Annotated in this window: 20 protein-coding genes; 6 read left to right on the top strand and 14 right to left on the bottom strand. The window is 35.2% G+C overall.

Annotated elements, in window-relative coordinates; translation table 11 throughout:
* Window positions 1-42: 42 nt before the first annotated feature.
* Window positions 43-2,133 carry a hypothetical protein gene (locus P2W75_RS05555; RefSeq protein ID WP_276379368.1) on the top strand — a complete coding sequence of 697 codons (2,091 nt, stop codon included), beginning with the start codon at window positions 43-45 and terminating at the stop codon, window positions 2,131-2,133.
* An 85-nt stretch (window positions 2,134-2,218) separates the two neighbouring features.
* On the opposite strand, the gene P2W75_RS05550 is transcribed toward P2W75_RS05555, so the two are convergent.
* Window positions 2,219-2,785, bottom strand: coding sequence for a hypothetical protein (locus P2W75_RS05550; RefSeq protein ID WP_276379367.1), 567 nt, complete (start codon window positions 2,783-2,785; stop codon window positions 2,219-2,221).
* Window positions 2,786-2,865: 80 nt separating this feature from the next.
* Between P2W75_RS05550 and P2W75_RS05545 the strand changes: the two genes are divergently transcribed.
* The gene (locus P2W75_RS05545; RefSeq protein ID WP_207298504.1) at window positions 2,866-3,069 is read left to right on the top strand and encodes a hypothetical protein; all 204 of its coding nucleotides are present in this window, start codon (window positions 2,866-2,868) and stop codon (window positions 3,067-3,069) included.
* Between the two features lie 120 nt (window positions 3,070-3,189).
* On the opposite strand, the gene P2W75_RS05540 is transcribed toward P2W75_RS05545, so the two are convergent.
* The 4 genes from P2W75_RS05540 to P2W75_RS05525 form a co-directional block, all read right to left on the bottom strand.
* Window positions 3,190-3,312, bottom strand: coding sequence for a hypothetical protein (locus tag P2W75_RS05540; RefSeq protein WP_276379366.1), 123 nt, complete (start codon window positions 3,310-3,312; stop codon window positions 3,190-3,192).
* Window positions 3,313-3,597: 285 nt separating this feature from the next.
* Complete coding sequence (locus tag P2W75_RS05535; RefSeq protein ID WP_276379365.1) at window positions 3,598-4,251, bottom strand: HD domain-containing protein; 654 nt, start codon at window positions 4,249-4,251, stop codon at window positions 3,598-3,600.
* A 373-nt stretch (window positions 4,252-4,624) separates the two neighbouring features.
* Window positions 4,625-5,626 carry an acyl-ACP desaturase gene (locus P2W75_RS05530; RefSeq protein WP_207298502.1) on the bottom strand — a complete coding sequence of 334 codons (1,002 nt, stop codon included), beginning with the start codon at window positions 5,624-5,626 and terminating at the stop codon, window positions 4,625-4,627.
* Window positions 5,627-5,668: 42 nt separating this feature from the next.
* A complete protein-coding gene (locus P2W75_RS05525) occupies window positions 5,669-6,409 on the bottom strand; it encodes a 1-acyl-sn-glycerol-3-phosphate acyltransferase (RefSeq protein ID WP_207298501.1) in 741 nt (246 codons plus the stop codon).
* A 147-nt stretch (window positions 6,410-6,556) separates the two neighbouring features.
* Between P2W75_RS05525 and P2W75_RS05520 the strand changes: the two genes are divergently transcribed.
* The 4 genes from P2W75_RS05520 (at window position 6,557) to P2W75_RS05505 (ending at window position 10,024) form a co-directional block, all read left to right on the top strand.
* On the top strand, window positions 6,557-6,886 hold the full coding sequence (locus P2W75_RS05520; protein ID WP_276379362.1) for a hypothetical protein: 330 nt from the start codon (window positions 6,557-6,559) through the stop codon (window positions 6,884-6,886).
* Between the two features lie 150 nt (window positions 6,887-7,036).
* On the top strand, window positions 7,037-7,441 hold the full coding sequence (gene rnpA, locus P2W75_RS05515; protein WP_207298500.1) for a ribonuclease P protein component: 405 nt from the start codon (window positions 7,037-7,039) through the stop codon (window positions 7,439-7,441).
* A gap of 136 nt (window positions 7,442-7,577) precedes the next feature.
* Window positions 7,578-9,215: a S41 family peptidase gene (locus P2W75_RS05510; RefSeq protein WP_276379361.1), complete on the top strand. Its 1,638-nt coding sequence runs from the start codon at window positions 7,578-7,580 to the stop codon at window positions 9,213-9,215.
* 5 nt (window positions 9,216-9,220) lie between these two features.
* The gene (locus P2W75_RS05505; protein ID WP_276379360.1) at window positions 9,221-10,024 is read left to right on the top strand and encodes an OmpA family protein; all 804 of its coding nucleotides are present in this window, start codon (window positions 9,221-9,223) and stop codon (window positions 10,022-10,024) included.
* A gap of 237 nt (window positions 10,025-10,261) precedes the next feature.
* Here P2W75_RS05505 and P2W75_RS05500 read toward each other — a convergent pair whose 3' ends face one another.
* From P2W75_RS05500 to P2W75_RS05460, 9 genes are all read right to left on the bottom strand, one after another.
* Window positions 10,262-11,860 (bottom strand): arylsulfatase, encoded by a 1,599-nt coding sequence (locus P2W75_RS05500; protein WP_207298497.1) that lies wholly within the window; start codon window positions 11,858-11,860, stop codon window positions 10,262-10,264.
* A gap of 259 nt (window positions 11,861-12,119) precedes the next feature.
* On the bottom strand, window positions 12,120-12,563 hold the full coding sequence (locus P2W75_RS05495; protein WP_276379358.1) for a GNAT family N-acetyltransferase: 444 nt from the start codon (window positions 12,561-12,563) through the stop codon (window positions 12,120-12,122).
* A gap of 73 nt (window positions 12,564-12,636) precedes the next feature.
* The gene (locus tag P2W75_RS05490; protein ID WP_276379356.1) at window positions 12,637-13,242 is read right to left on the bottom strand and encodes a hypothetical protein; all 606 of its coding nucleotides are present in this window, start codon (window positions 13,240-13,242) and stop codon (window positions 12,637-12,639) included.
* 1 nt (window position 13,243) lies between these two features.
* On the bottom strand, window positions 13,244-13,669 hold the full coding sequence (locus tag P2W75_RS05485) for a hypothetical protein (RefSeq protein WP_276379354.1): 426 nt from the start codon (window positions 13,667-13,669) through the stop codon (window positions 13,244-13,246).
* Window positions 13,670-13,813: 144 nt separating this feature from the next.
* Window positions 13,814-14,458: a DUF1579 domain-containing protein gene (locus P2W75_RS05480; RefSeq protein WP_276379353.1), complete on the bottom strand. Its 645-nt coding sequence runs from the start codon at window positions 14,456-14,458 to the stop codon at window positions 13,814-13,816.
* Window positions 14,459-14,665: 207 nt separating this feature from the next.
* Window positions 14,666-15,631, bottom strand: coding sequence for a DUF4837 family protein (locus tag P2W75_RS05475; RefSeq protein WP_276379351.1), 966 nt, complete (start codon window positions 15,629-15,631; stop codon window positions 14,666-14,668).
* Window positions 15,632-15,679: 48 nt separating this feature from the next.
* Window positions 15,680-17,509, bottom strand: coding sequence for a LysM peptidoglycan-binding domain-containing protein (locus P2W75_RS05470; protein ID WP_276379350.1), 1,830 nt, complete (start codon window positions 17,507-17,509; stop codon window positions 15,680-15,682).
* 110 nt (window positions 17,510-17,619) lie between these two features.
* The gene (gene pgk / locus P2W75_RS05465; protein ID WP_207298490.1) at window positions 17,620-18,807 is read right to left on the bottom strand and encodes a phosphoglycerate kinase; all 1,188 of its coding nucleotides are present in this window, start codon (window positions 18,805-18,807) and stop codon (window positions 17,620-17,622) included.
* A 217-nt stretch (window positions 18,808-19,024) separates the two neighbouring features.
* The gene (locus P2W75_RS05460) at window positions 19,025-19,981 is read right to left on the bottom strand and encodes a type IX secretion system membrane protein PorP/SprF (protein WP_276379348.1); all 957 of its coding nucleotides are present in this window, start codon (window positions 19,979-19,981) and stop codon (window positions 19,025-19,027) included.
* Window positions 19,982-19,992: the final 11 nt, after the last annotated feature.

Below are 19,992 nucleotides of genomic sequence, written 5' to 3'. Positions count from 1 at the left end.
GTGATTACTATTGATTTTCATCTAAAATATATTTTTTTGATCATGAAAAAAATAACAATTATACTATTGATTAGCAGTACGTTTATGATGGCACAAACCAAACCAGTCGTGACAAAGTTTGGCGAAATCGTAAATATTAACCCTTTTGTAAACAATGGTTTAACAGCTGTAAATGGCTATATTCAGTTAGGAGGAGCATTAACACAACCATCGGTATTAACGACAGATGTGTATACGTTAGCCTTATTGGGTATTCCATCTGGTACTGCTTCAGACAATATTTTGGTAAACGATCCTGCTACAGGCATACTAAAAAAAACAACAACAGCCAATTTTATCGCAAATGCTTGGAAAATTTCAGGTAATACAGGAATAGATTCTTCAATTAATTTTCTAGGAACTACGGATCTAAATGATCTTATTTTTAAAACCAACTCGATTGAAAGATTCCGTATGCTTGGCAGTGGTTTAGTAGGTATTGGAACTACAACTCCAACAACAGTACTTGAAATTACAGCAGCCACAAACCCGCTTAAATTAAACGGTTTACAAGCTGGAAACACAGCAACCGACAATATAGTGCTGACAGATAATACGGGAATTTTAAAAACAACCCTGACTCCTGATGTCCTTCTTACCCCTGTATGGAAAACTACAGGTAACACAGGAACCACCGCGGGAACTAATTTTATAGGAACTATCGATGCACAAGATCAAGTTTTTAAAACCAATTCAGCTGAAAGAATTCGTTTAGACAACGACAATGGATTTACAGGTGTTGGTTTGAAAACCCTTGCTGTGTACGGCACTACTCCAAATTATATGCTCGATGTAGTAGATGATCTTCACATTAGCAGCAGCCGAACCGATGATCTTACTGCTGCCAGACTAATTTTAGAAAATCAAAACACAGTAGCAGGAAGCGCAGATTCAGGTATAGGTACGTATTGGTTAGACGGGAAAGATGCTGGATCGCGCAGACAATGGTACGTTGGTAAGGGGTATCTTCCTGAAGGCTCAGGAGGAAATGATAACTTCATGATATCCTCTGGATTAACAGACAACCTAAACTTCGGCTATGCACAAGCTAGTAATACAAATGTTAAACCCCATTTGTATGTTGATGCTGCAAATAATCGTATTGGTATTGGAACTATTAACCCAGCTGCGGCATTAGAAGTTTCTAATAATGCAACTGCTCTAAACCCAATGAAACTAAACGGATTGCAGACTGGAGCAATAACTGACAATGTTGTGGTAGTAGACAATACAGGTGTTTTAAAAACAATAGCCCTAAGTGATGCAGGTGATAATTTAGGGAACCACACGGCAACAATGACCTTAAATATGAGTAATTATGACATTACGAATGTCAAAAATCTTTCTTTAAAAAGCGATCTTAGAATTTATGATTCAAATACATCATTTCCAAATCCTTTTGTTGTAAATAAAAACAATGGTAATTTTTCTATTGGTCAAGATTATGCAACGCCTTTATTAACAATTAATGAAACAACTTCTAAAACGAATGTACTTAGGCTACAAATAACACAAGGTACAGACGGAAATGCACCAGTCGCAGATTATATTGCGGCTGCAGCAGATACAAATGGTAATGTTATCTGGAAACCGGTAAGCGAGACTACAGGAGCAGTGAGATTGCAATTTAATTTACAAAGTACGGGACTTTCTGCTGATAATTCAGATACCTATACCGATGTACCGGGATTATCGAATTATACGTATGTAGCGCCTTCAGATGGAATTTTAATGCTTCAAAGTATATTATACAGTATGATAACGGGTCCTGTAACGATAACGACAACTCCAGTTATGGCCAAAACGCAAATGAAAATATTTGTAAACGGAATGGATCTTGACAATACAGAGCTAATCGCGACAAACACAGGCGCAAACAGCGCAGATTATCAGAATGGAGGAACGATGTTGCCAGAAACCTCTAATATTAATGTCCAAATTCCAGTAACAAAAGGACAAACGTATGTTATTTCGGTACAAGCCCGAACTGTAGAAAAGCTAAGCAATGGCGGCGTTGGAACTTCTGTTGGAACTTACAGCTTAGATGATGTTCAAATTCCGTCAACCTTAGTGGGAACTTTATATAATCAATAATAAAAATCGTTTACTTACTAATTCTTAATAGTGAAACTCCATCAGGAAATTATTTCCGGGTGGAGTTTTCGAGTTTTTAAGCGGTTTATTTCTTTTTCGCCGGCGCTGCTTTAGCGTAATAATTAGGAGAAATTTCAATGTTGTTTTTTTCCAGATATTCGGCATAATAATCCAGTTTTAGTTTGATATCGTTTTCATTTCCATCTACCGGAATATCGGCATACCATTCTAAAAGCACCACACGTTTGGGCAAGACATTTGTAATTCGGTAATAATAACGCGGATCATCGACATTATAACGTCTGTGAAACAAAGTCGTACGATTGTCGATTGTTTCGTAAAAACACTTGTCGATCGCGGGATTGCACTGGGTTTGAATGTAATACTCGCAAACATCGTTACTGTAATCGATTTTATCTACCACCGCAGTAATTTTTAAAACCACTCCGCTGGAAGAAGCAACAGGAACGCCACCTACTAAAGCAAATCTCCACTCGGGAGTACTGGTTACGGTCACAAGGTCATTCCCCAATCTGATTTTTGTAGTACGAATGGAATCGCCGTCTTTCACAGACACTTCATCCTTAATAGTGGTTTGCGCCGTACACAATACACTGAATACGAGTAGCGTAATGAGGTATATTTTTCTCATTTTAATTTTGTTTTTGGTTCGGGCACAAATATATTGCAAATCTTGTCAGGAAAAATACTACTATTTCAAAATAGTACGATTTGGCTTTAATTATTATTTTAAAAACGTATTGCGCCTATTTTTCGGTTTCACAGCTTTTAATTTTGATAGAATTTTTAAATCAAATCACCATGATAACTGAAGAAGATAAAATCGAAATCATAAAAGACCTTAGAGTGGCAAGACTGCTGTGGTTTGCTATTGGCTTTTTTCTAGCTACGCTTATTATGTATTTTGTGATTTGACATGTGGTTAAGACTTTTTAGAAGAAAGAAGCAAGAGGAAAGATTTTTTGGGGACGTTCTTAAGAAGCAAGAGGAAAGACCTACATATGTAAATGCAGATGCCCCAGCGGGGTTAAATATTTATAGAAAAAATTCATCATCATTTATAAAGCCCCAGCGGGGCGACATGTTTAATAAAACAATTGCATAACGCATTGCCATCAAAATATGTCGCCCCGCTGGGGCTTTTTCTATTTCACGCATTTTTGAATCTATAGATATGAAACCCCGATGGGGCTATATCTGTATTATGATATTTCCATTTTCTATATATACCGCTCCGATGGAGCGTTTATTTTTTCGTATGAATTAAATTCTATAAACATTTCACCCCGATAGGGCATCACCATATTTCACTATCTGAGACTCAACTCATAACCCATAACTTATAACTCATAACCCATAACTCATAACCCATAACTCATAACTCATAACTCATAACCCATAACCCATAACTCATAACTCATAACCCATAACTAAAGAAAAACCTCACTTCACCCCTTCCCACTCTGCATAAAACTGCGCTAGGAATGTTTCCATGTAGCGGTGTCTTTCTTCAGCGATTTGTTTTCCTTTTGTAGTGTTCATTTTGTCTTTTAACAGCAGAAGCTTTTCATAGAAATGGTTAATTGTTGGAGCGTTGTTCTTTTTGTACTCCTCTTTGGTCATATTGGTCACTGGGGCGATTTCAGGATTGTAAAGGGCTCTGTTCTTAAAACCCCCATAATTAAAGGCTCTTGCAATTCCGATAGCTCCAATAGCATCCAATCGATCTGCATCTTGAACAACATCCAATTCGACCGACGAGAATTTCTTTTCGAAATTTCCACCTTTATACGAGATATTTTCAATGATATTGACCACATGAAGGATTATATCCTCTGAAACATTTTGAGCTTCTAAAAACACTCGTGCTGTTTTTGGTCCAATAGTTTCATCACCGTTATGAAATTTACTATCGGCAATGTCGTGTAGTAAGGCGCCCAATTCTACTATTGTATGATCACAATCTGTGTCTTTTGCAATTAAAAGAGCATTTTTATAAACACGCTCTATGTGAAACCAATCGTGTCCGCCTTCGGCATCGTTTAGTTTCTCTTTTACAAAAGCAATGGTTTTAGGAATAAGTTCAGATGTATTCATACACGTTTTTTAAGTACAATTTATAAAAAATGTTGACTGCCAAAGATTAAAAATCTTCAGCAATCAACAGTGTTTTGGAAATTTTAAAATTCTAGTTTTAGATTCAGTTTAAATGCTCATTGTATTTCCTTCGACTTCGCTCAGGAGGACACGCTTAGTAGTCCGAAATCAACAATTTAAAATCTTCTAGTTTTTAGATTCAAGTTAAATTCTCATTGTATGTCTTCCTGAGCGTAGTCGAAGGACACATACAGTACGGATTAGCATGAGATCCTTCGACTTCGCTCAGGAGGACACGCGTAGTAGTCCTAGATCTAAAATCTAAAATCAACAATCTAAAATCTAAAATCTAAAATCAACAATCTGAAATCCTCTATAGTCTCGCAGGTTCCACCCATTTAAAGATGTGCGATTCTTGTGGTATTACGAGTCTTTCAGAGATTTTTGCCATACGAGCTGGCAGTTTCATTAAATAATCACGTGCTTTTTCGGCTTCGTCTGTCAAACTAGTTAGTTTGTCAATTTCCCATTTATTGATTAATTTCTGCATGATGTCTACGTAATCATTTGCGGTGTAAACGCCAATACGTTGTGCAGAATCAGAGAAATGTTCAAAAGCCGAGCTGATTTTTTGTCCTGATTCTCTCAAGAAATGCGCCGGCATTACGATTTTTTGTTTCATCATGTATTGAAACGCTAATATCATTTCGCTTGGGTCAACTTGGAAAATTCTAGTAACAAATTCACTGTATGCATGGTGGTGGCGCATTTCGTCGCCTGCAATCATTTTACACATTTTAGACAATTTGTTATCGCCAAATTTTTTAGCCATTTGTGCTACTCTATTGTGCGAAACATATGTTGCCAATTCCTGAAAACTGGTGTATACAAAGTTTTTGTACGGATCAGTTCCTGTTCCAATATCAAAACCGTCGTTGATTAAATGCTGTGTTGTCATTTCGATTTCACGCATGTTTACACGACCAGACAAATACAAGTATTTATTTAAAAGATCACCGTGTCGGTTTTCTTCCCCTGTCCACTGTTTTACCCATCTGGCCCAGCCGTTTCCGCCGTTTTCAACCTGATCCACTTGATCAACACCTTCAACATCCATCAGCCAGGATTCGTATGTTGGCAATGCTTCTTCGGTAATGGTGTCACCTACAAGCGTTACCCAAAAATCGTATGGCAATTCTTTGGCGATTTCGCGTAATTCTTTTACTTCTTCAAAGAAATTTTCTCCTTGAGAATCTGGTAAAAAATCAGACGGCTGCCAAATTTTTTCAACTGGGATTAAATACTGTTCAACGAAGCTGTCCACGTTTTTTTCCAAAAACTGCATCACTTCTAATCTAATGTTTTTTATAGACATTACTAATTCTAGATTGGGATTTAAGCTTTGAGGCGCTTAAATCTATTTATACTCGTTAATTCCTTCTTTCACTGTCTTTTCAGTAATCTCCATCAATTCTTCAAACTTATAGTCCTTTACAGCCATGGGCTGGTGTGCGGTTAAAGTAATATGGTTTCCTAAACCAACTGGAAACATTCCGTAACGGACCATTTTCCATGAATTATTGATACTCACTGGTACCACATACGCCGAAGGCGCATATTTACATAAGATTTTTAAACCGCTTTGGGCAAATTCTTTAGGTACTCCCGTTTTACTACGTGTGCCTTCCGGGAAAATTACTGCTGATCTAGTGTTTTTTTCTATATATTCAGACAAGCCTTTGATTACTGGAATCGCTTGTTTAGGGTCTTTACGGTCAATAAGCACAGATCCGCCATGTCTCAAATTAAAAGAAACACTTGGAATCCCGCTGCCTAACTCTTTCTTACTTACAAATTTACAATGAAAACGTCTAAAGTACCAAATCATTGCCACGATATCGTACATACTTTGATGATTGGCTACAAAAATGATCGGCGCGCCTTTCGGAATACCGTCTACGCCCTTTACCGTATAGGTTGTTCCCACAAGGTTGGTGCATTTTAAAAGACAGAAATTCAAATAGTCCACACTTTTTTTATGTGCCTGATAACCAAAAAGATTAAGGCAGATCCATTGTATCGGGTGAAAAATCGCCAGACACAATCCAAAACACAAATAATAAATTACAGAAATTGGATATGAAATGATCTTTTGCATGCTTGAAAAAATTTGAGGTCAAAAGTAGTAAATATATTTTTAGCGGTATAAAAATTGAAAACAATAACCGTTTTTATGGTTTAATTGTACCTTTGCTGCTCAAATTGCAAATGTTTTCTGAATTAAATGAACACGATAGAATGTTAAATGAATATTCTAAACCAGATAAAAAACCGTAATTTTGAAAATAACTTCTTTTTTAAAGCTATGAAAAATAAGATTGCGCGATTTGTTATAAAACAGCATAGAGAAAGGTTTAATAATGATGAAACGGATTTATTAATAAAAGCGGCTTCTAGAGGTTCTAACTATGCCATTAGAGAATCTAAGGCATTGGGGCTAAGCATAAAATCAATATCCGGAAAAAAAATTATTGAAAAAATGCCCAACGGCGATATTAAAGTCATTCGAGATCTACAACAAAAACCAAGTGTTGATACAGGATTAAGAAAAGGAATGGTTTTATGCAGGAAATAAAGAAAAGACTACGAATATTTGCTGGACTAAAACTTCATATAAATGAAGAAGATTTTCCAAATTGGTTTAAAGAATTTGTACTAAAACATTTCATATAAAATCTGCTATTGTACCTTTGCTGCTCAAATTGCAAATAGTTTTCTGAATTAAATGAACTTCACTTATCCTAAAAATGAACGCTTAAAAAGCAGAACGACGATTGGATTACTGTTTTCTGAAGGAAAATCAGTGTCGAAATATCCGCTTCGTTTGGTGTACCGTCAAGTGGATGAAAATTCAGAAGAAGCAACTAAGATTGGGGTTTCGGTTTCAAAAAAATACTTCAAGAAAGCCGTTGACCGCAATTATTTCAAAAGAGTTTTAAGAGAAACGTACCGTTTGAACAAACATCTGCTTTTGGATCAACTGAATCAGAACTACTCCATCATGCTTTTTTACCAAAGCAAGGACCGTTTGACGTATGAGGAAATCAATACCAAAACCATTCAGCTGTTTGAGAAATTTACCAATCAGATAAACAAATCTGAAGAAACGGAACCGAAAATCGAGCCTTAAATCCCAAAAGGTAAGATTATTAACCAGATTCGATAAAAAAATCGTAGTTTTAGCTTCTATAAATCGCTTACGTGTTTTTATACACTTTGTATCTGCCCATTTTATTAAAAAAGATTTAAAAGAAAAAAGAATAATCATGAATCGCTATTTCAAGAAGAAATTCATTATACCAACCGTTGCCGCAGGATTTTTATTTATTGGAACCAGTTTCAAAGAAGACTTTTTTGAGATTGCCAAGCAAATTGAAATTTTCACCACTTTATTCAAAGCCGTTAATACGAATTATGTAGACGAAACAAACCCAGGTGATTTGATGGACAAAGCCATTAAAAGCATGCTTGGAAGTCTAGATCCTTACACGGTTTATTTTAACGAACAGGATGTTGTGAATTTTAAAATCAACAATACTGGAGAATACACTGGAATTGGTGCTATGATTGCACGTAAAAAAGACCGCTTGATTGTTCGCGAACCGTACAAAAACTATCCAGCTGATAAAGCAGGTTTAAAGGCAGGCGATGAAATTATTCAGATTGGTGATGTTTTAATTGCGGATTTTAAAGATGATGCTTCGCAGTTATTGAAAGGAACTAAAAACACTAAAATCAGTATAAAATACCTTCGTCAGGGAAAAACCTATACTACAGAACTGGTTTTGGATGAAGTTGATATTAAATCGGTTCCGTTTTATGGGAAAATTGATGATAAAACGGGTTATATCGTTTTGGCACATTTTAGCAGAAAAGCTTCAGCAGAAGTAAAAGATGCTTTGGAAAAACTAAAAGCACAGGGTTCGACCCAGATAGTTTTGGATTTAAGAGGAAATCCGGGTGGTTTGCTAAATGAAGCAATTGATATTTGTAATTTGTTTGTTCCGAAGAATGAAGTAATTGTAACGACAAAATCGAGAATAGAAAAACACAACAATACGTATAAAACGACTAAAGAACCGATAGATACTGAAATTCCGCTCGCTATTTTGGTAAACGGAAGAAGTGCTTCGGCATCTGAAATTGTTTCGGGCGCTTTGCAGGATTTAGATCGTGCTGTAATTTTAGGAAGCCGTAGTTTTGGTAAAGGGTTAGTACAGCGTTCTGTTGACCTGACTTACGGAACACAGCTTAAAGTAACTATTTCTCGTTATTATACTCCATCTGGACGTTGTATTCAGGCATTGGATTATGCTCATAAAGATAAAAACGGTGTGGCCACTAAAACGGATGCGAAGAATTACAATGCTTTTAAAACCCGAAAAGGAAGAACGGTTTATGACGGCGGCGGAGTTTTACCAGACATTGAATTGGAAGAAGCCAAAATGAGCCCAATTACAACCGCTCTATTGAAAAATGACGGAATTTTTGATTATGCTACTACTTACTATTATAAAAACCCAAATTTGGGCGATAAAATCCCGGTTGTAACTGATACGGATTATACTGCCTTTAAACAATATCTAAAAGTCAATAAAATCACTTTTGACACTGAAACCGAAATTGCGTTGAAGAATACATTGAACGCAGCCAAAAATGAAAAAATTGATGAAACCATTGCGCCTGAATACCAACAGTTGTTAGCCGCATTGGAAAAAAGCGAAACTACTTTACTGGATAAAAATCAAAAAGAAATCAGAAACCTGATTCAAGAAGAATTGATCAAAAGATACCAGTATCAAGAAGGATTGTATCAGTTTTACATCAAGAACAATTCAGAAATCAAAAGAGCAGTAAGTGTATTAAATAATCCAACTGAATATAAAACGATTTTAAAAATGTAGCGAAAATGAAACTTGGTCGGGTCTTATTATTGTTTATCATTTACAATTCATCGGCGCAGCAGAAACCCTTCGAAACGATTTATTTTGATTTCGACAAATATACTCTCACGAGTGCGCAGGCTCAGGTTGTAAATACTTTTATAAAAACAATAGACACTACTCAAGTTGAATCGATACAGATTTATGGGTATTGCGACGATCGCGGTACAGATGATTATAATATCAAACTTTCTCAGGATCGGGTTAATACGATTCAGAATCTCTTGGTTCTGCACGGACTAAAGCAAAGCAAAATTGTCATTATAGAAGGCAAAGGCCGAATCATTCTCCGCTCAGATACGGTTGAAAATCTTTATGAAACCCGCATGCGCAATCGCCGGGTTGACATTATTGTTGTTACAAAGAATCGTTTCGGAAAAGAAGTTCATTCGTCTTTTAAAGACAAACTGAAGGTTGGTGATAAAATTTGTGTTGAAAGTATTTTATTTGATTTAGGAAGTGCCAAACTTACTCACTCGGCCAAAAAGGAACTTGACAAAATGGCGATTGCACTTTTAAAACACAAAAACATACGATTTGAAATTCGCGGTCATGTGTGCTGCACTCCGGAAATTTACAGCGACGGAATTGACAAAGCAACGAAAGATCGTAAGCTTTCCTGGAACCGAGCTAAAACGGTTTTTGATTATTTAAGTTCGAAAAAAGTTTCTAAAAACAGAATGACTTATCAGGGCTGCGGCAATAAATTCCCTCTCAAAAAAGGAGATCATTTCGACAGAAGGGTAGAATTTTTAATCACCAAAATTTAGCCTTCAATTCTAGAAAATTCCTAATTCAATTTTTTAAATTTACTTCTATAAAAGCTTTAAAAAATAGTTATTACTTGGTTATTTATAAGCATTTTACAAATTAAAAAATTAGCTTTTTAAAAATCCGAAAAATTACCTATTGCAACATTGTTGCTAATAAGAAAGTTTACGGAAAATTCAATAATAAACTATCGGAGTTTAAACTCCGACAGCCTATTATTATAATAATTTACGTTACTATTTTGATTTGGCATTCTGGGTTGATAGAAAGTCCTGTACCAAATTTGACATGTCGAAAGTTGTTCCTTTTTGAACTGGAGGATATTCAGCCAGTGTTTTTAAATGCTCTTGTACAAGTTCCATCATAGGCGCGACGACCCATGAAATTCGCTGTCCCAAATGACCATACGAATCAACACTGTCATAACTTTCAAAAGGGTCACTTCTAAGATTAAATGTCAGATATCCGCTAGGATGAATTTCGGCATAATAATTTTCTCTTGTACTGAAATGAATTTTCCAAGGACCTTGTCTAACCGCCATTAATCTACTTTCGTGATAATATAAAAAGTCATTTCTATTGCTTTTTCTTGATTTTCCAAGCCAATACTCTAAATTATTCTTTCCGTCTATATACTGATTCTTTTCTTTTTTTATTTCTTCATTTACATTTGTTACACCCGCAATTGCAGAAAAAGTAGTAAACATATCCATATGCGCCTGAATTCCGTTTAATATTTGATTCGGTTTAATGACGCCCGGCCATCTTAACATAGAAATAGCTCGGACTCCTCCTTCGTAGGTGGTCATTTTTTCACCTCGGAAAGGTGTAGTGGCGCCATAAGGCCAAGAAGAGTGTTCTGGACCATTATCTGTAGAATACCAAACAATTGTATTTTCTTCTAAACCATTTTCTTTTAACCAATCCAATACTAATCCTATGTCATGATCGTGCTGCATCATGCCGCCTCCGTGCATATCTTGATCGTGGGTAAGAGTATCTGCTGCGTGACGCCATTTGTCATTTAAATGAGTATATAGGTGCATTCTGCTTGTATTAAGCCATACAAAAAATGGTTTATTATCTTCTTTCGCTTTTTTCATAAAACCTTCTGCTCTTGGAATTACTTCTGCAGCATCAAAATCTTTCATACGTTCAATAGTTAATTGACCTGTATCTTCAATTTTTTGTTTTCCTACTTTTCCAAATCTGGGATCAACCGTTGGGTCATCTTTAGTAGTTGCAAAAGAATGCAACACCCCTCTTGTACCAAATTTTTTTGCAAATGCTTCTGTACCACCCGGATAATTTTTAGCATAATTCTGGTAATCGGGATATTCAGATTGTTCTTGGGTGTTTAGATGATATAAATTCCCGTAGAATTCGTCAAATCCATGAACTGTTGGCAGGTGTTCGTTACGATCGCCTAAATGATTTTTACCAAATTGGCCTGTTGCATAACCTGCCTTTTTGAGAACTTCTGCCAAACTAGGGGATGCTGCCTGTAGGCCAAGTTTATCACCCGGAATTCCAACAGTAACCATTCCGGAACGAATTGGGTATTGTCCTGTAATGAATGAGGCGCGTCCAGCAGTACACGAAGGCTGCGCATAATGATCCGTAAATCGGATTCCTTCATAACCAATACGGTCAAGATTAGGGGTAGTATATCCCATCACGCCCATACCGTAAGCACTTACATTTTCCCAGCCAATGTCATCTCCCCAGATAACAAGTATGTTTGGCTGTTTTTTGTTTTGCGCCTCAACACCATTAGTGGTAAAAAGTATCACTAACATTATACTTAATCCTTTACAAAAGTCTAAATATTTCATACATCTTGATTTTAAAATTAAACTTGTATTGTTTTAGTATTCATTAATTTTAAATAAATGTAACAAATAAAAGCATTGAATTTCAATGTTTTACAACATTTTTATAAGAAATAGTTTGCTTTTTTTATAATGGAATATTAGTTAGCCCAAAAACACAAATGGAACTGAATAAAAAAACCTTATCTACCACAGGGCAAATAAGGTTTATATAGCAGAAAGTCGGGGTATTATCTATACCATTTGACGTTCTTTTAATGAATTATCCTCGAATCATGTCAATATGTTCGATATCATCTTCTAAGTACATTTCACTTATTTGGACAAAACCGTGGCTTTCGTAAAACTTTTTCAAATACAATTGTGCTGCTATGGTAATTTTGTCTTTTCCAAAATGGGTTTTAATTCCCGCAATGGCTTCACGCATTAAATCATGCCCCCATTTTCGATCGCGATAATGGGCATCTACGGTAACTCTTCCAATTGAAGCGTTATCGAAACTTATTCCAGCATCAAACAATCTTGAATAAGCGACTATCTTCCCTTCAAATGTTCCAAACAAATGTAATGCTTTCTGATCTTTGCCGTCCATATCTAAATAAACGCAGTTTTGTTCGACTACAAAGATTTCACTTCTTAGTTTGAGTAAATCGTATAGTTCGTTTACCGTTAAAGCTTCAAACGGCTTTATTTTCCATTCTAACATTTTTAAGTTTGTTTTGGGTTTGTGGTTTTAGTTGCGGAGAACAAAATTAAACGAAAACAAAGACGCATGCAATTTACCCTACTATTTTTCCGAGTGTATGTTTACAGCTTTCTGGATAAGTACTTCCGTTATCCATCCAGAGCTTGAATTTCATATTATTGAATAAGTCACTTGGATTGATCTCGAAGTTTTTAATTTCTACTTCTCGCTTTAAAACCTTTGGTACGATTTCATTAATAAACCAAGAGTTATGTGTGAGTAAAAGTGATTTCTCGAGTCCGGTAACACTTAAAGGTGATAAGAGCAATTCCATTAACGGTTTATCATTTTCATAGCTTTTGGCAAATTCTTTAAAATCAAACTCACGCACAGATTCGTCATCAATAGCATTTACAAAGTCTGATAAAGTTGGGATAAAACGCTGCTGATAATCGGGTAAAATGTGATCTTGTTCGCAAACGTCTTTTACATTTATAGCTTTGTTATTGCTATTGATTATAGTATGTCCGAAAATGGGAACAATAACTCTTTTGATTCCCCACATGGTATGCAGAATTCTGTGTCTATTATCACTGCAGAGTTCTTTAGTACTATCTATAAAATCATGTATAGGCAGATAGTCTTCGATAACTCCGCCTCGCTTTCTTACTGATATTTGAGAATGTATAACTGAATTCATTTTAAAACTCTAAGAGGTCTTCAAACTTTTCAAAATCATTAGGATCTTCATCATCATCGTATTCCACAATATTATGAAAGGTTATATGAAGAATATCCAGAAATTGTTTTGCTTGCTGCTCTGTAATTACACTTGGAAATTCAAAATATCTATTTGGGTCAATATTCAAATTGAATTCTGATTTATAAAAAAGTTGCAGCTTTTCTAGTATTTCACTATTGTCTTCATCTATATCTAAAAAATCACTAAGACTGTTTCCCGCCAAATTTTGCATGGAATGCAAATCCATTTCTTGTTTTTCTTTTTTTGCTTCTTCTAAATCATTGAATATTTTTACCACACTTCCTTTTACTTCTTCTTCTGGAAGCTTAATGAGCGATTCATCGGTAAAGAAAAAACTAATTTTGTGTATTACATATTTTGCCACTTTGATACTTATTTAAATTATGAGAATTCAAATGTAAGTTTTGTATTACTTTAAAACTGGTTTAATTGAATTTTTAACTTTACCCCAACAAAAATCCCAATTACAACTTGCAATTGGGATTCTATACATTTTAAATAATGGAAATTACTTTTTCTTCATGACAATTTCCATGCTTTTATATTCACTTCCGTTTTTAACATCGTACATTTCCATTTTTCTGGTTTTCGGATCGACAATGGTATAAACTTCTCTATAAGGTGTTTTCTTTCCGTTCAAGGGATTTACCATGTCGCCTTTTAGTTCCATACTTTTGGTTTTTTCATCGTATGTACCCACAGCGACCATCATTCCGGTTCCCATATTGTCTATAAATGTTGTGGTGTATTCTTTGCTGGCATTGTTATAGGCGAGAGTGCTTTTTCCTTCAAATGGCTGGCCCATCATGGTTCCTTGATAATTGGCTTCTTGATAACGTCCGCCTAAAATCATTTTTATATTAGCGGTTGATGTTGCTTTTTCGGCTTTTCCGTTTGGCTCAGACCAAAAAGTCATATCGCAGTTCCAAGTTCCCACTTCATCAGCCATTAATTTATGCGGATTTCCAGGTGTTGCATAGTCTTGCCATGCTTTCATTTGTGCCGCCGAATCTAATACAGATTCAGCCGCCGTCTCTTCCACTTTTACAGTATCAGGAGTTTTTGCTGTTTCTGGATCTGCTGTTTTGGTTTCTTTTTTACAGGAAATAAAAAACATTCCTACTAGAACTAATGTGGTCATTAACTTTTTCATAAGTATTTGTTTTTATGTTTGTTACAAATAAAAGTACGAAAAAGAAGTTAAAAAGTTTGAAGGTTAGACGTTAAGAGTTAGAAAGTTCGATGTTAGGAGTTAAATGTTAGATGTAAACACTTGAATGGAATCAATTAAACAAATCAATAACTCATAACTTATAACTCATAACTTATAACTCATAACTTATAACCCATAACTAAAAAACTACCTCTTATCGATTTTCACAGATTTGATAATAGCTTCAAGATCGAGCATTAAATCACGCTCTTGGTTGGAAGGGGAATAACAGAATCCTTCAATCACTAAAATTCGGTTATAGACTGGATCGACAATTGCGTAATTGATAAAAGGTCCGGCCATAAAATCATTTTTAAGTTCCCATGTTCCTTTGGTTTCGTAGGCGTCTTTTCCGTCTACAATGGCACTTGAGAAATATGGTGCATAGGCTTCTCCAGTAATCATTCGGGTGTTGGGTTCACGGCCTTTGATGTAATAGCCAATGGAATCTCTCATTTTAATGATATTGCCTACTACATTGTCTTTTCTTTTTAAGTTATGAAGTGGTATCTGGTAAATGAGCAGACTTGTATTTCCACTGATAATGTCTTTTTTAAGCCACATAAAATTCTTTTTATGAAGCATGTATTCATAACCTGTTGGAATTTGAAGGTCGATATGGAATTTGTTTTTGATTACAGTAGGATTTAAAAGTGATTTCCTATTGTCTTCCTGAATCTTTTTAATCTCTTCGTCCCGAATCATTTTAATGATTTGAGCGGAATTGAGTTCGATGCTGCAAATAATATCATCAACAGATTTTCCGTAAATACGGAATGTATTGTGCGGTAAAGTAGTACTGTGGGTAATTTCGAATTTCTCAACAGCCGATTTTTTAACGACTATAATACTGCGGCTGTCGGTTACAAAACCTTCGAGTAATTTGGCTGGGTATTGATTAATGGTAAAGAGAGGCTCCTCCTGTGTAAGTCCTAAAACAGGCGAGGCAAATTTATTTCGAATGCTGTCTCCTACTTCTCCATACCACAATTGATCGTCAATAATGATCGAAATGGTATTTGTTTTTCCGGAAACGGGAGCCTGTTTATCTGCCTTTAAGCATGATATCAGTAGAAACGGAAGTAGTAGAAATAAAAAATGGGTTTTATTCATTTTTTTAGTTTAATGAAATAAAACCCAAATTTAAATAAGATTTTTGAACTATCCGTTGATTTTAAGTTTCATTCCCGGTTTAATATCTTCATCTTTAATGTCATTCCATTTTTTGATATCTGAAATGGTTACTCCAGGATATTTTTTTGAAATGCTGTATAAAGAATCTCCTTTTTTCACATAATAATCTTGACTGATACTTTTAGCTGAAGCTGGTTTTTTCTTGAATGAATCAATGTTGTTAGCAGCTACGGCACGTGTTTCTGGTTCTGCAATTTCGGTTACTATTTTAGAAACTACTAATGTTTTTCCTAAACCGATATTGTTAGAAGTAAGATTATTTAATTCTTTTAAGTCCGCAATAGTCGTACCGAATTTTTTAGCGATACTTCCTAAATTGTCTCCAGAGGCTACAGTGTACTCAACAGTTTGTATCGAAACTTTGTCTTTTTCTTCTGCAGAAGCGATTGCTTCTTCTGTATTTTTCTCAACAGCTGGCGTTACTTTTGCTTCTTTAACTGCTTTAGGAGCAGCATCAATTTCTGATTTAATTTTTAACGTTTTACCAAATGCAACAGCATTCGATTTCAGGTTGTTCCATTTCTTTAAATCTGAAATGTTTACATTGTATTTATCGGCAATGGCTCCTAAGTTGTCTCCTTTTCTAACTTTATAGAACTGAATATCTTTTGCTGTCTCAACCTCTTTAACTGCTTTTACTTTTGGAGTAATTTTTTGAGCCAGTCTTGTTGGAATTGTTCTGATTTGAGAATCATGGTTTACGTATGCGTAAATCTTGTCTTCATTTGAAACAAAAGTAGCAATCTTATCTTTTGGCAGACGAAGAAAATGCTGTTCACCTTGATAGTAAGGTACTACATTTAGTTTGTATGAAGGATTTAAAAGCTGGATTTGTGATTGCGGCATGTCTAACAAATCGGCAATCTGCTTGAAGGTCATTTGATTTTTGATACAAACCGTATCTGTTTCAAATTGTTTTACTACCGCTCTTTCCGGATTGATTCCGTGTTCTTTATGGTATTCAAAAAGATACATTGTCGCGTAGAATGCAGGAACATATCCTTGTGTTTCTTTTGGAAGGTAGTTACGAATATCCCAATATCCTGTTTTTCCTCCAGAACGACGGATTGCTTTTGTAACGTTTCCTGGACCTGAGTTATACGATGCTAAAACTAATTCCCAATCGTTAAAAATATTGAACATTCGGGTCATGTAATCTGAGCATGCTGCAGTAGCTCTAAGAGGATCGCTTCTTTCATCAATGTAAGAGTCGATTTTTAAAGCGTATTGTTTTCCGGTTCCGTACATAAACTGCCAAAGTCCGGTAGCGCCCATTTTAGAAACTGCTTTAGGGTTTAAAGCAGATTCTACAACGGCTAAATATTTTATTTCCAACGGAATTTTTTCTTTTGCAAATGATTCCTCGAATATTGGAAAGTAGTATTCTGATAAAGCCATTAATCGAGAAAACGATTTTTTACGGTTCTTAAGGAATGACTTTATTACATTTTCTAATCCTTGATTGTATTCAATCTCAAATGGTGATTTCTCATTCATTACTGCCAAACGTTGTTTGAGCAATTCTGTTGGCAGTTCTTCATCAACAGTTACATCTTTGTTGATAGTTTGAATGTCTTTGGTTAGATCGTCATAAATATCCAGGCTCACTAACTCATTCATCCAAAGGCTATCGACACGTGTGGCCAGATTATCTTTTTTGAATGTGCTTTTAATTGAATCTAAATACGATAACCTAACTTCTGGTTTTATTTCTTTTGTGACTTCTGCAGTTTCCTGCGCGAACATCGACATTGAAAATAAAGCCGTAACCACTAAGGAGATTTTCTTTACAATCATATAACATTTTTTTAAAATTCTATAAATCAATTAATTATAGAAGTCCTATTTTTGCAAACTTAAACAGTTTATCGATAAAAAACACGCAAAAAAATGTTAATTGTGATATTTTAGTCTAAAATCGCAGCGATTCCAGGTAAAATTCTTCCTTCTAACATTTCAAGCATAGCCCCGCCACCAGTGGAAACGTAGCTCATTTTATCTTCAAAACCAAACTGTTTTACTGCTGCAACAGAATCACCTCCTCCTACTAGAGAAAATGCACCGTTTTTAGTTGATTCTGCTATAAAATCACCTAAAGCGATAGTTCCTTTGGAGAAAGTTTCCATCTCGAAAACGCCCAAAGGTCCATTCCATAAAATAGTTTTTGACTCTAAAATTACTTTTTTGAAGTTCTCTAAAGATTTAGGCCCTGCATCAAGACCCTGCCATCCATCAGGAATTGCAGTAACATCTACAACTTGAGTATTGGCTGTATTTGAGAAATCATCAGCAGCTACTACATCAACAGGAATGTGAACCTGTACTCCTTTTTCTTTTGCTAATCTCAAAATTTCAAGTGCTAAATCAAGTTTGTCATCTTCGCAGATTGATTCACCGATTTTTCCTCCTTGAGCTTTAATAAACGTAAATGTCATTCCTCCTCCGATGATCATGTGATCTACTTTGTCAAGAATGTTTTCAATAACGGTAATTTTTGATGAAACTTTCGATCCTCCTAAAACTGCTGTTACTGGTTTTTCGCTATTTTTAAGTACTTTGTTTAAACTGTCAATTTCTTTTGCCAATAAGGTTCCGAAACATTTATCGTTTGGAAAGAATTGTGCAATAATAGTTGTCGAAGCGTGAGCTCTGTGTGCTGTTCCAAATGCATCGTTTACGTAGATATCTCCAAGTGATGCTAATTCTTTTGCAAAAGCTACATCTCCTGCTTCTTCTTCAGCATGAAAACGTAAATTTTCAAGTAATAAAACTTCTCCCGGTTTTAAATCTTTTGCTGCAGTTTGAGCTGGTTCGCCTACACAGTTTTCAGCAAATTTAACCTGTACTCCTAAAATTTCAGAAGCTGTTTTAAGGATGTGTTTTAAAGAGTATTTTTCTTCTGCTCCTTTTGGTCTTCCTAAGTGTGACATTAAAATTACACTTCCACCTTGTGCTAAAATAGCATCGATAGTTGGTTTTGCAGCTTCAATACGTGTTGTATCCGTTACATTAAAGTTTTCGTCTAACGGCACATTAAAATCAACACGGATAATTGCCTTTTTATTTTTAAAATCGAAATCGCTTAAAGTTTTCATTTGATAATTTTTTAGTTTTTTTGAAAGAAAAACAAATATAGGATATTTAAGCTTGTATTAAATTCGAAAAAAACGAAAAATAATGCGCTATTACAACGAAAACGATGTAAACAGTGAAAAAAAAACAAAAATCGTAGAAATAAGAAGAAAATTTATTTCTATAAAACACTAAAACTTACTGTTTTCAATATAAACAGTAAGTTTTAATGTTAAGAGTTTAATCGTGAACCGGGCTCTGCGTACAAGGACAGTTACTAACTGATTGTAAGAAATCGAATCCGATTGTTATAGAGTGCGTACCGCTGTTATAACTGCTTAGTCCGTTAAACATAAACTGATATGAATACGCAAAATAGAATTTCGATTTCATAAAACCGGCCATTGGCGCTACAGATAGTGGTTTTGGGAATTGATCGTTTAAGAAACGATATGACACTCCAATCCAATAGTAATCTTCGTAACGATTGTATTTTCTGTATTTGAAGTTCAAGTCGGTTGTAGAACGACCGTCACTAGCAAAGTACTGGTAGAATACAGATGGTTCATATTCGATACGGTTGTTTTCTCCATCTTTGAAAGTGAAACCACTGTATACTTGAAAGTTCGAAAGTAAATCTGGTTCGTTGGCTCTTTCAACATTAATGTTTTTCTTCAACACGTTATTGGCATTGAAACTAAAATAAAATCCTTTGTTACGATACAAAGCACTAATATCAAAGTTATTGTTACCGCTATAACGATTGTCTGTAACTCCTGGATCAGTACTGGTAAAATTACCTGTATCAATACGGAAGCTGTTGAAGTTATACGAGATACCAAAAGATAAATACTGCTGAGAGTAATAATCTAAAATCAAGTGGTGTGCAAAAGAGACTTTTGCTCCTGTTTGTCTGGTATTTCCGTTTTTATCATTGTAAAGAGAAATTCCAACTCCTGAACGATCTAAAACCCTAAAGTCAGCATAAAGAGATTGATTATCTGGCGCATCCTTAATACCTACCCATTGAGTAAGACCGTTTGCTCTAATTCTAAGGTTATCTCCGATACCTGCGTATGCTGGAGAAAGAATAAAAGGGTTATCGGCCAAATACTGAGTAAATACCGGTAGGTTTAACTCTTGGCTGTAACTTGTTGTTACAGCCATGAGTACTAAGGATAAAATAAACTTTTTCATTGTAATAATTT

Source organism: Flavobacterium sp. H4147 (genome assembly GCF_029360735.1).
GTDB lineage: Bacteria > Bacteroidota > Bacteroidia > Flavobacteriales > Flavobacteriaceae > Flavobacterium > Flavobacterium endoglycinae.
This window is presented reverse-complemented; position numbering and strand designations above follow the sequence as displayed.

Bases quoted from the DNA above. Each gene is read 5' to 3' on its own strand.
- P2W75_RS05555 (WP_276379368.1), top strand. From the start codon at position 43: ATGAAAAAAATAACAATTATACTATTGATTAGCAGTACGTTTATGATG.
- P2W75_RS05550 (WP_276379367.1), bottom strand. From the start codon at position 2,785: ATGAGAAAAATATACCTCATTACGCTACTCGTATTCAGTGTATTGTGT.
- P2W75_RS05540 (WP_276379366.1), bottom strand. From the start codon at position 3,312: ATGCGTGAAATAGAAAAAGCCCCAGCGGGGCGACATATTTTGATGGCA.
- P2W75_RS05535 (WP_276379365.1), bottom strand. From the start codon at position 4,251: ATGAATACATCTGAACTTATTCCTAAAACCATTGCTTTTGTAAAAGAG.
- P2W75_RS05530 (WP_207298502.1), bottom strand. From the start codon at position 5,626: ATGTCTATAAAAAACATTAGATTAGAAGTGATGCAGTTTTTGGAAAAA.
- P2W75_RS05525 (WP_207298501.1), bottom strand. From the start codon at position 6,409: ATGCAAAAGATCATTTCATATCCAATTTCTGTAATTTATTATTTGTGT.
- P2W75_RS05520 (WP_276379362.1), top strand. From the start codon at position 6,557: ATGAATATTCTAAACCAGATAAAAAACCGTAATTTTGAAAATAACTTC.
- rnpA (WP_207298500.1), top strand. From the start codon at position 7,037: ATGAACTTCACTTATCCTAAAAATGAACGCTTAAAAAGCAGAACGACG.
- P2W75_RS05510 (WP_276379361.1), top strand. From the start codon at position 7,578: ATGAATCGCTATTTCAAGAAGAAATTCATTATACCAACCGTTGCCGCA.
- P2W75_RS05505 (WP_276379360.1), top strand. From the start codon at position 9,221: ATGAAACTTGGTCGGGTCTTATTATTGTTTATCATTTACAATTCATCG.
- P2W75_RS05500 (WP_207298497.1), bottom strand. From the start codon at position 11,860: ATGAAATATTTAGACTTTTGTAAAGGATTAAGTATAATGTTAGTGATA.
- P2W75_RS05495 (WP_276379358.1), bottom strand. From the start codon at position 12,563: ATGTTAGAATGGAAAATAAAGCCGTTTGAAGCTTTAACGGTAAACGAA.
- P2W75_RS05490 (WP_276379356.1), bottom strand. From the start codon at position 13,242: ATGAATTCAGTTATACATTCTCAAATATCAGTAAGAAAGCGAGGCGGA.
- P2W75_RS05480 (WP_276379353.1), bottom strand. From the start codon at position 14,458: ATGAAAAAGTTAATGACCACATTAGTTCTAGTAGGAATGTTTTTTATT.
- P2W75_RS05475 (WP_276379351.1), bottom strand. From the start codon at position 15,631: ATGAATAAAACCCATTTTTTATTTCTACTACTTCCGTTTCTACTGATA.
- P2W75_RS05470 (WP_276379350.1), bottom strand. From the start codon at position 17,509: ATGATTGTAAAGAAAATCTCCTTAGTGGTTACGGCTTTATTTTCAATG.
- pgk (WP_207298490.1), bottom strand. From the start codon at position 18,807: ATGAAAACTTTAAGCGATTTCGATTTTAAAAATAAAAAGGCAATTATC.
- P2W75_RS05460 (WP_276379348.1), bottom strand. From the start codon at position 19,981: ATGAAAAAGTTTATTTTATCCTTAGTACTCATGGCTGTAACAACAAGT.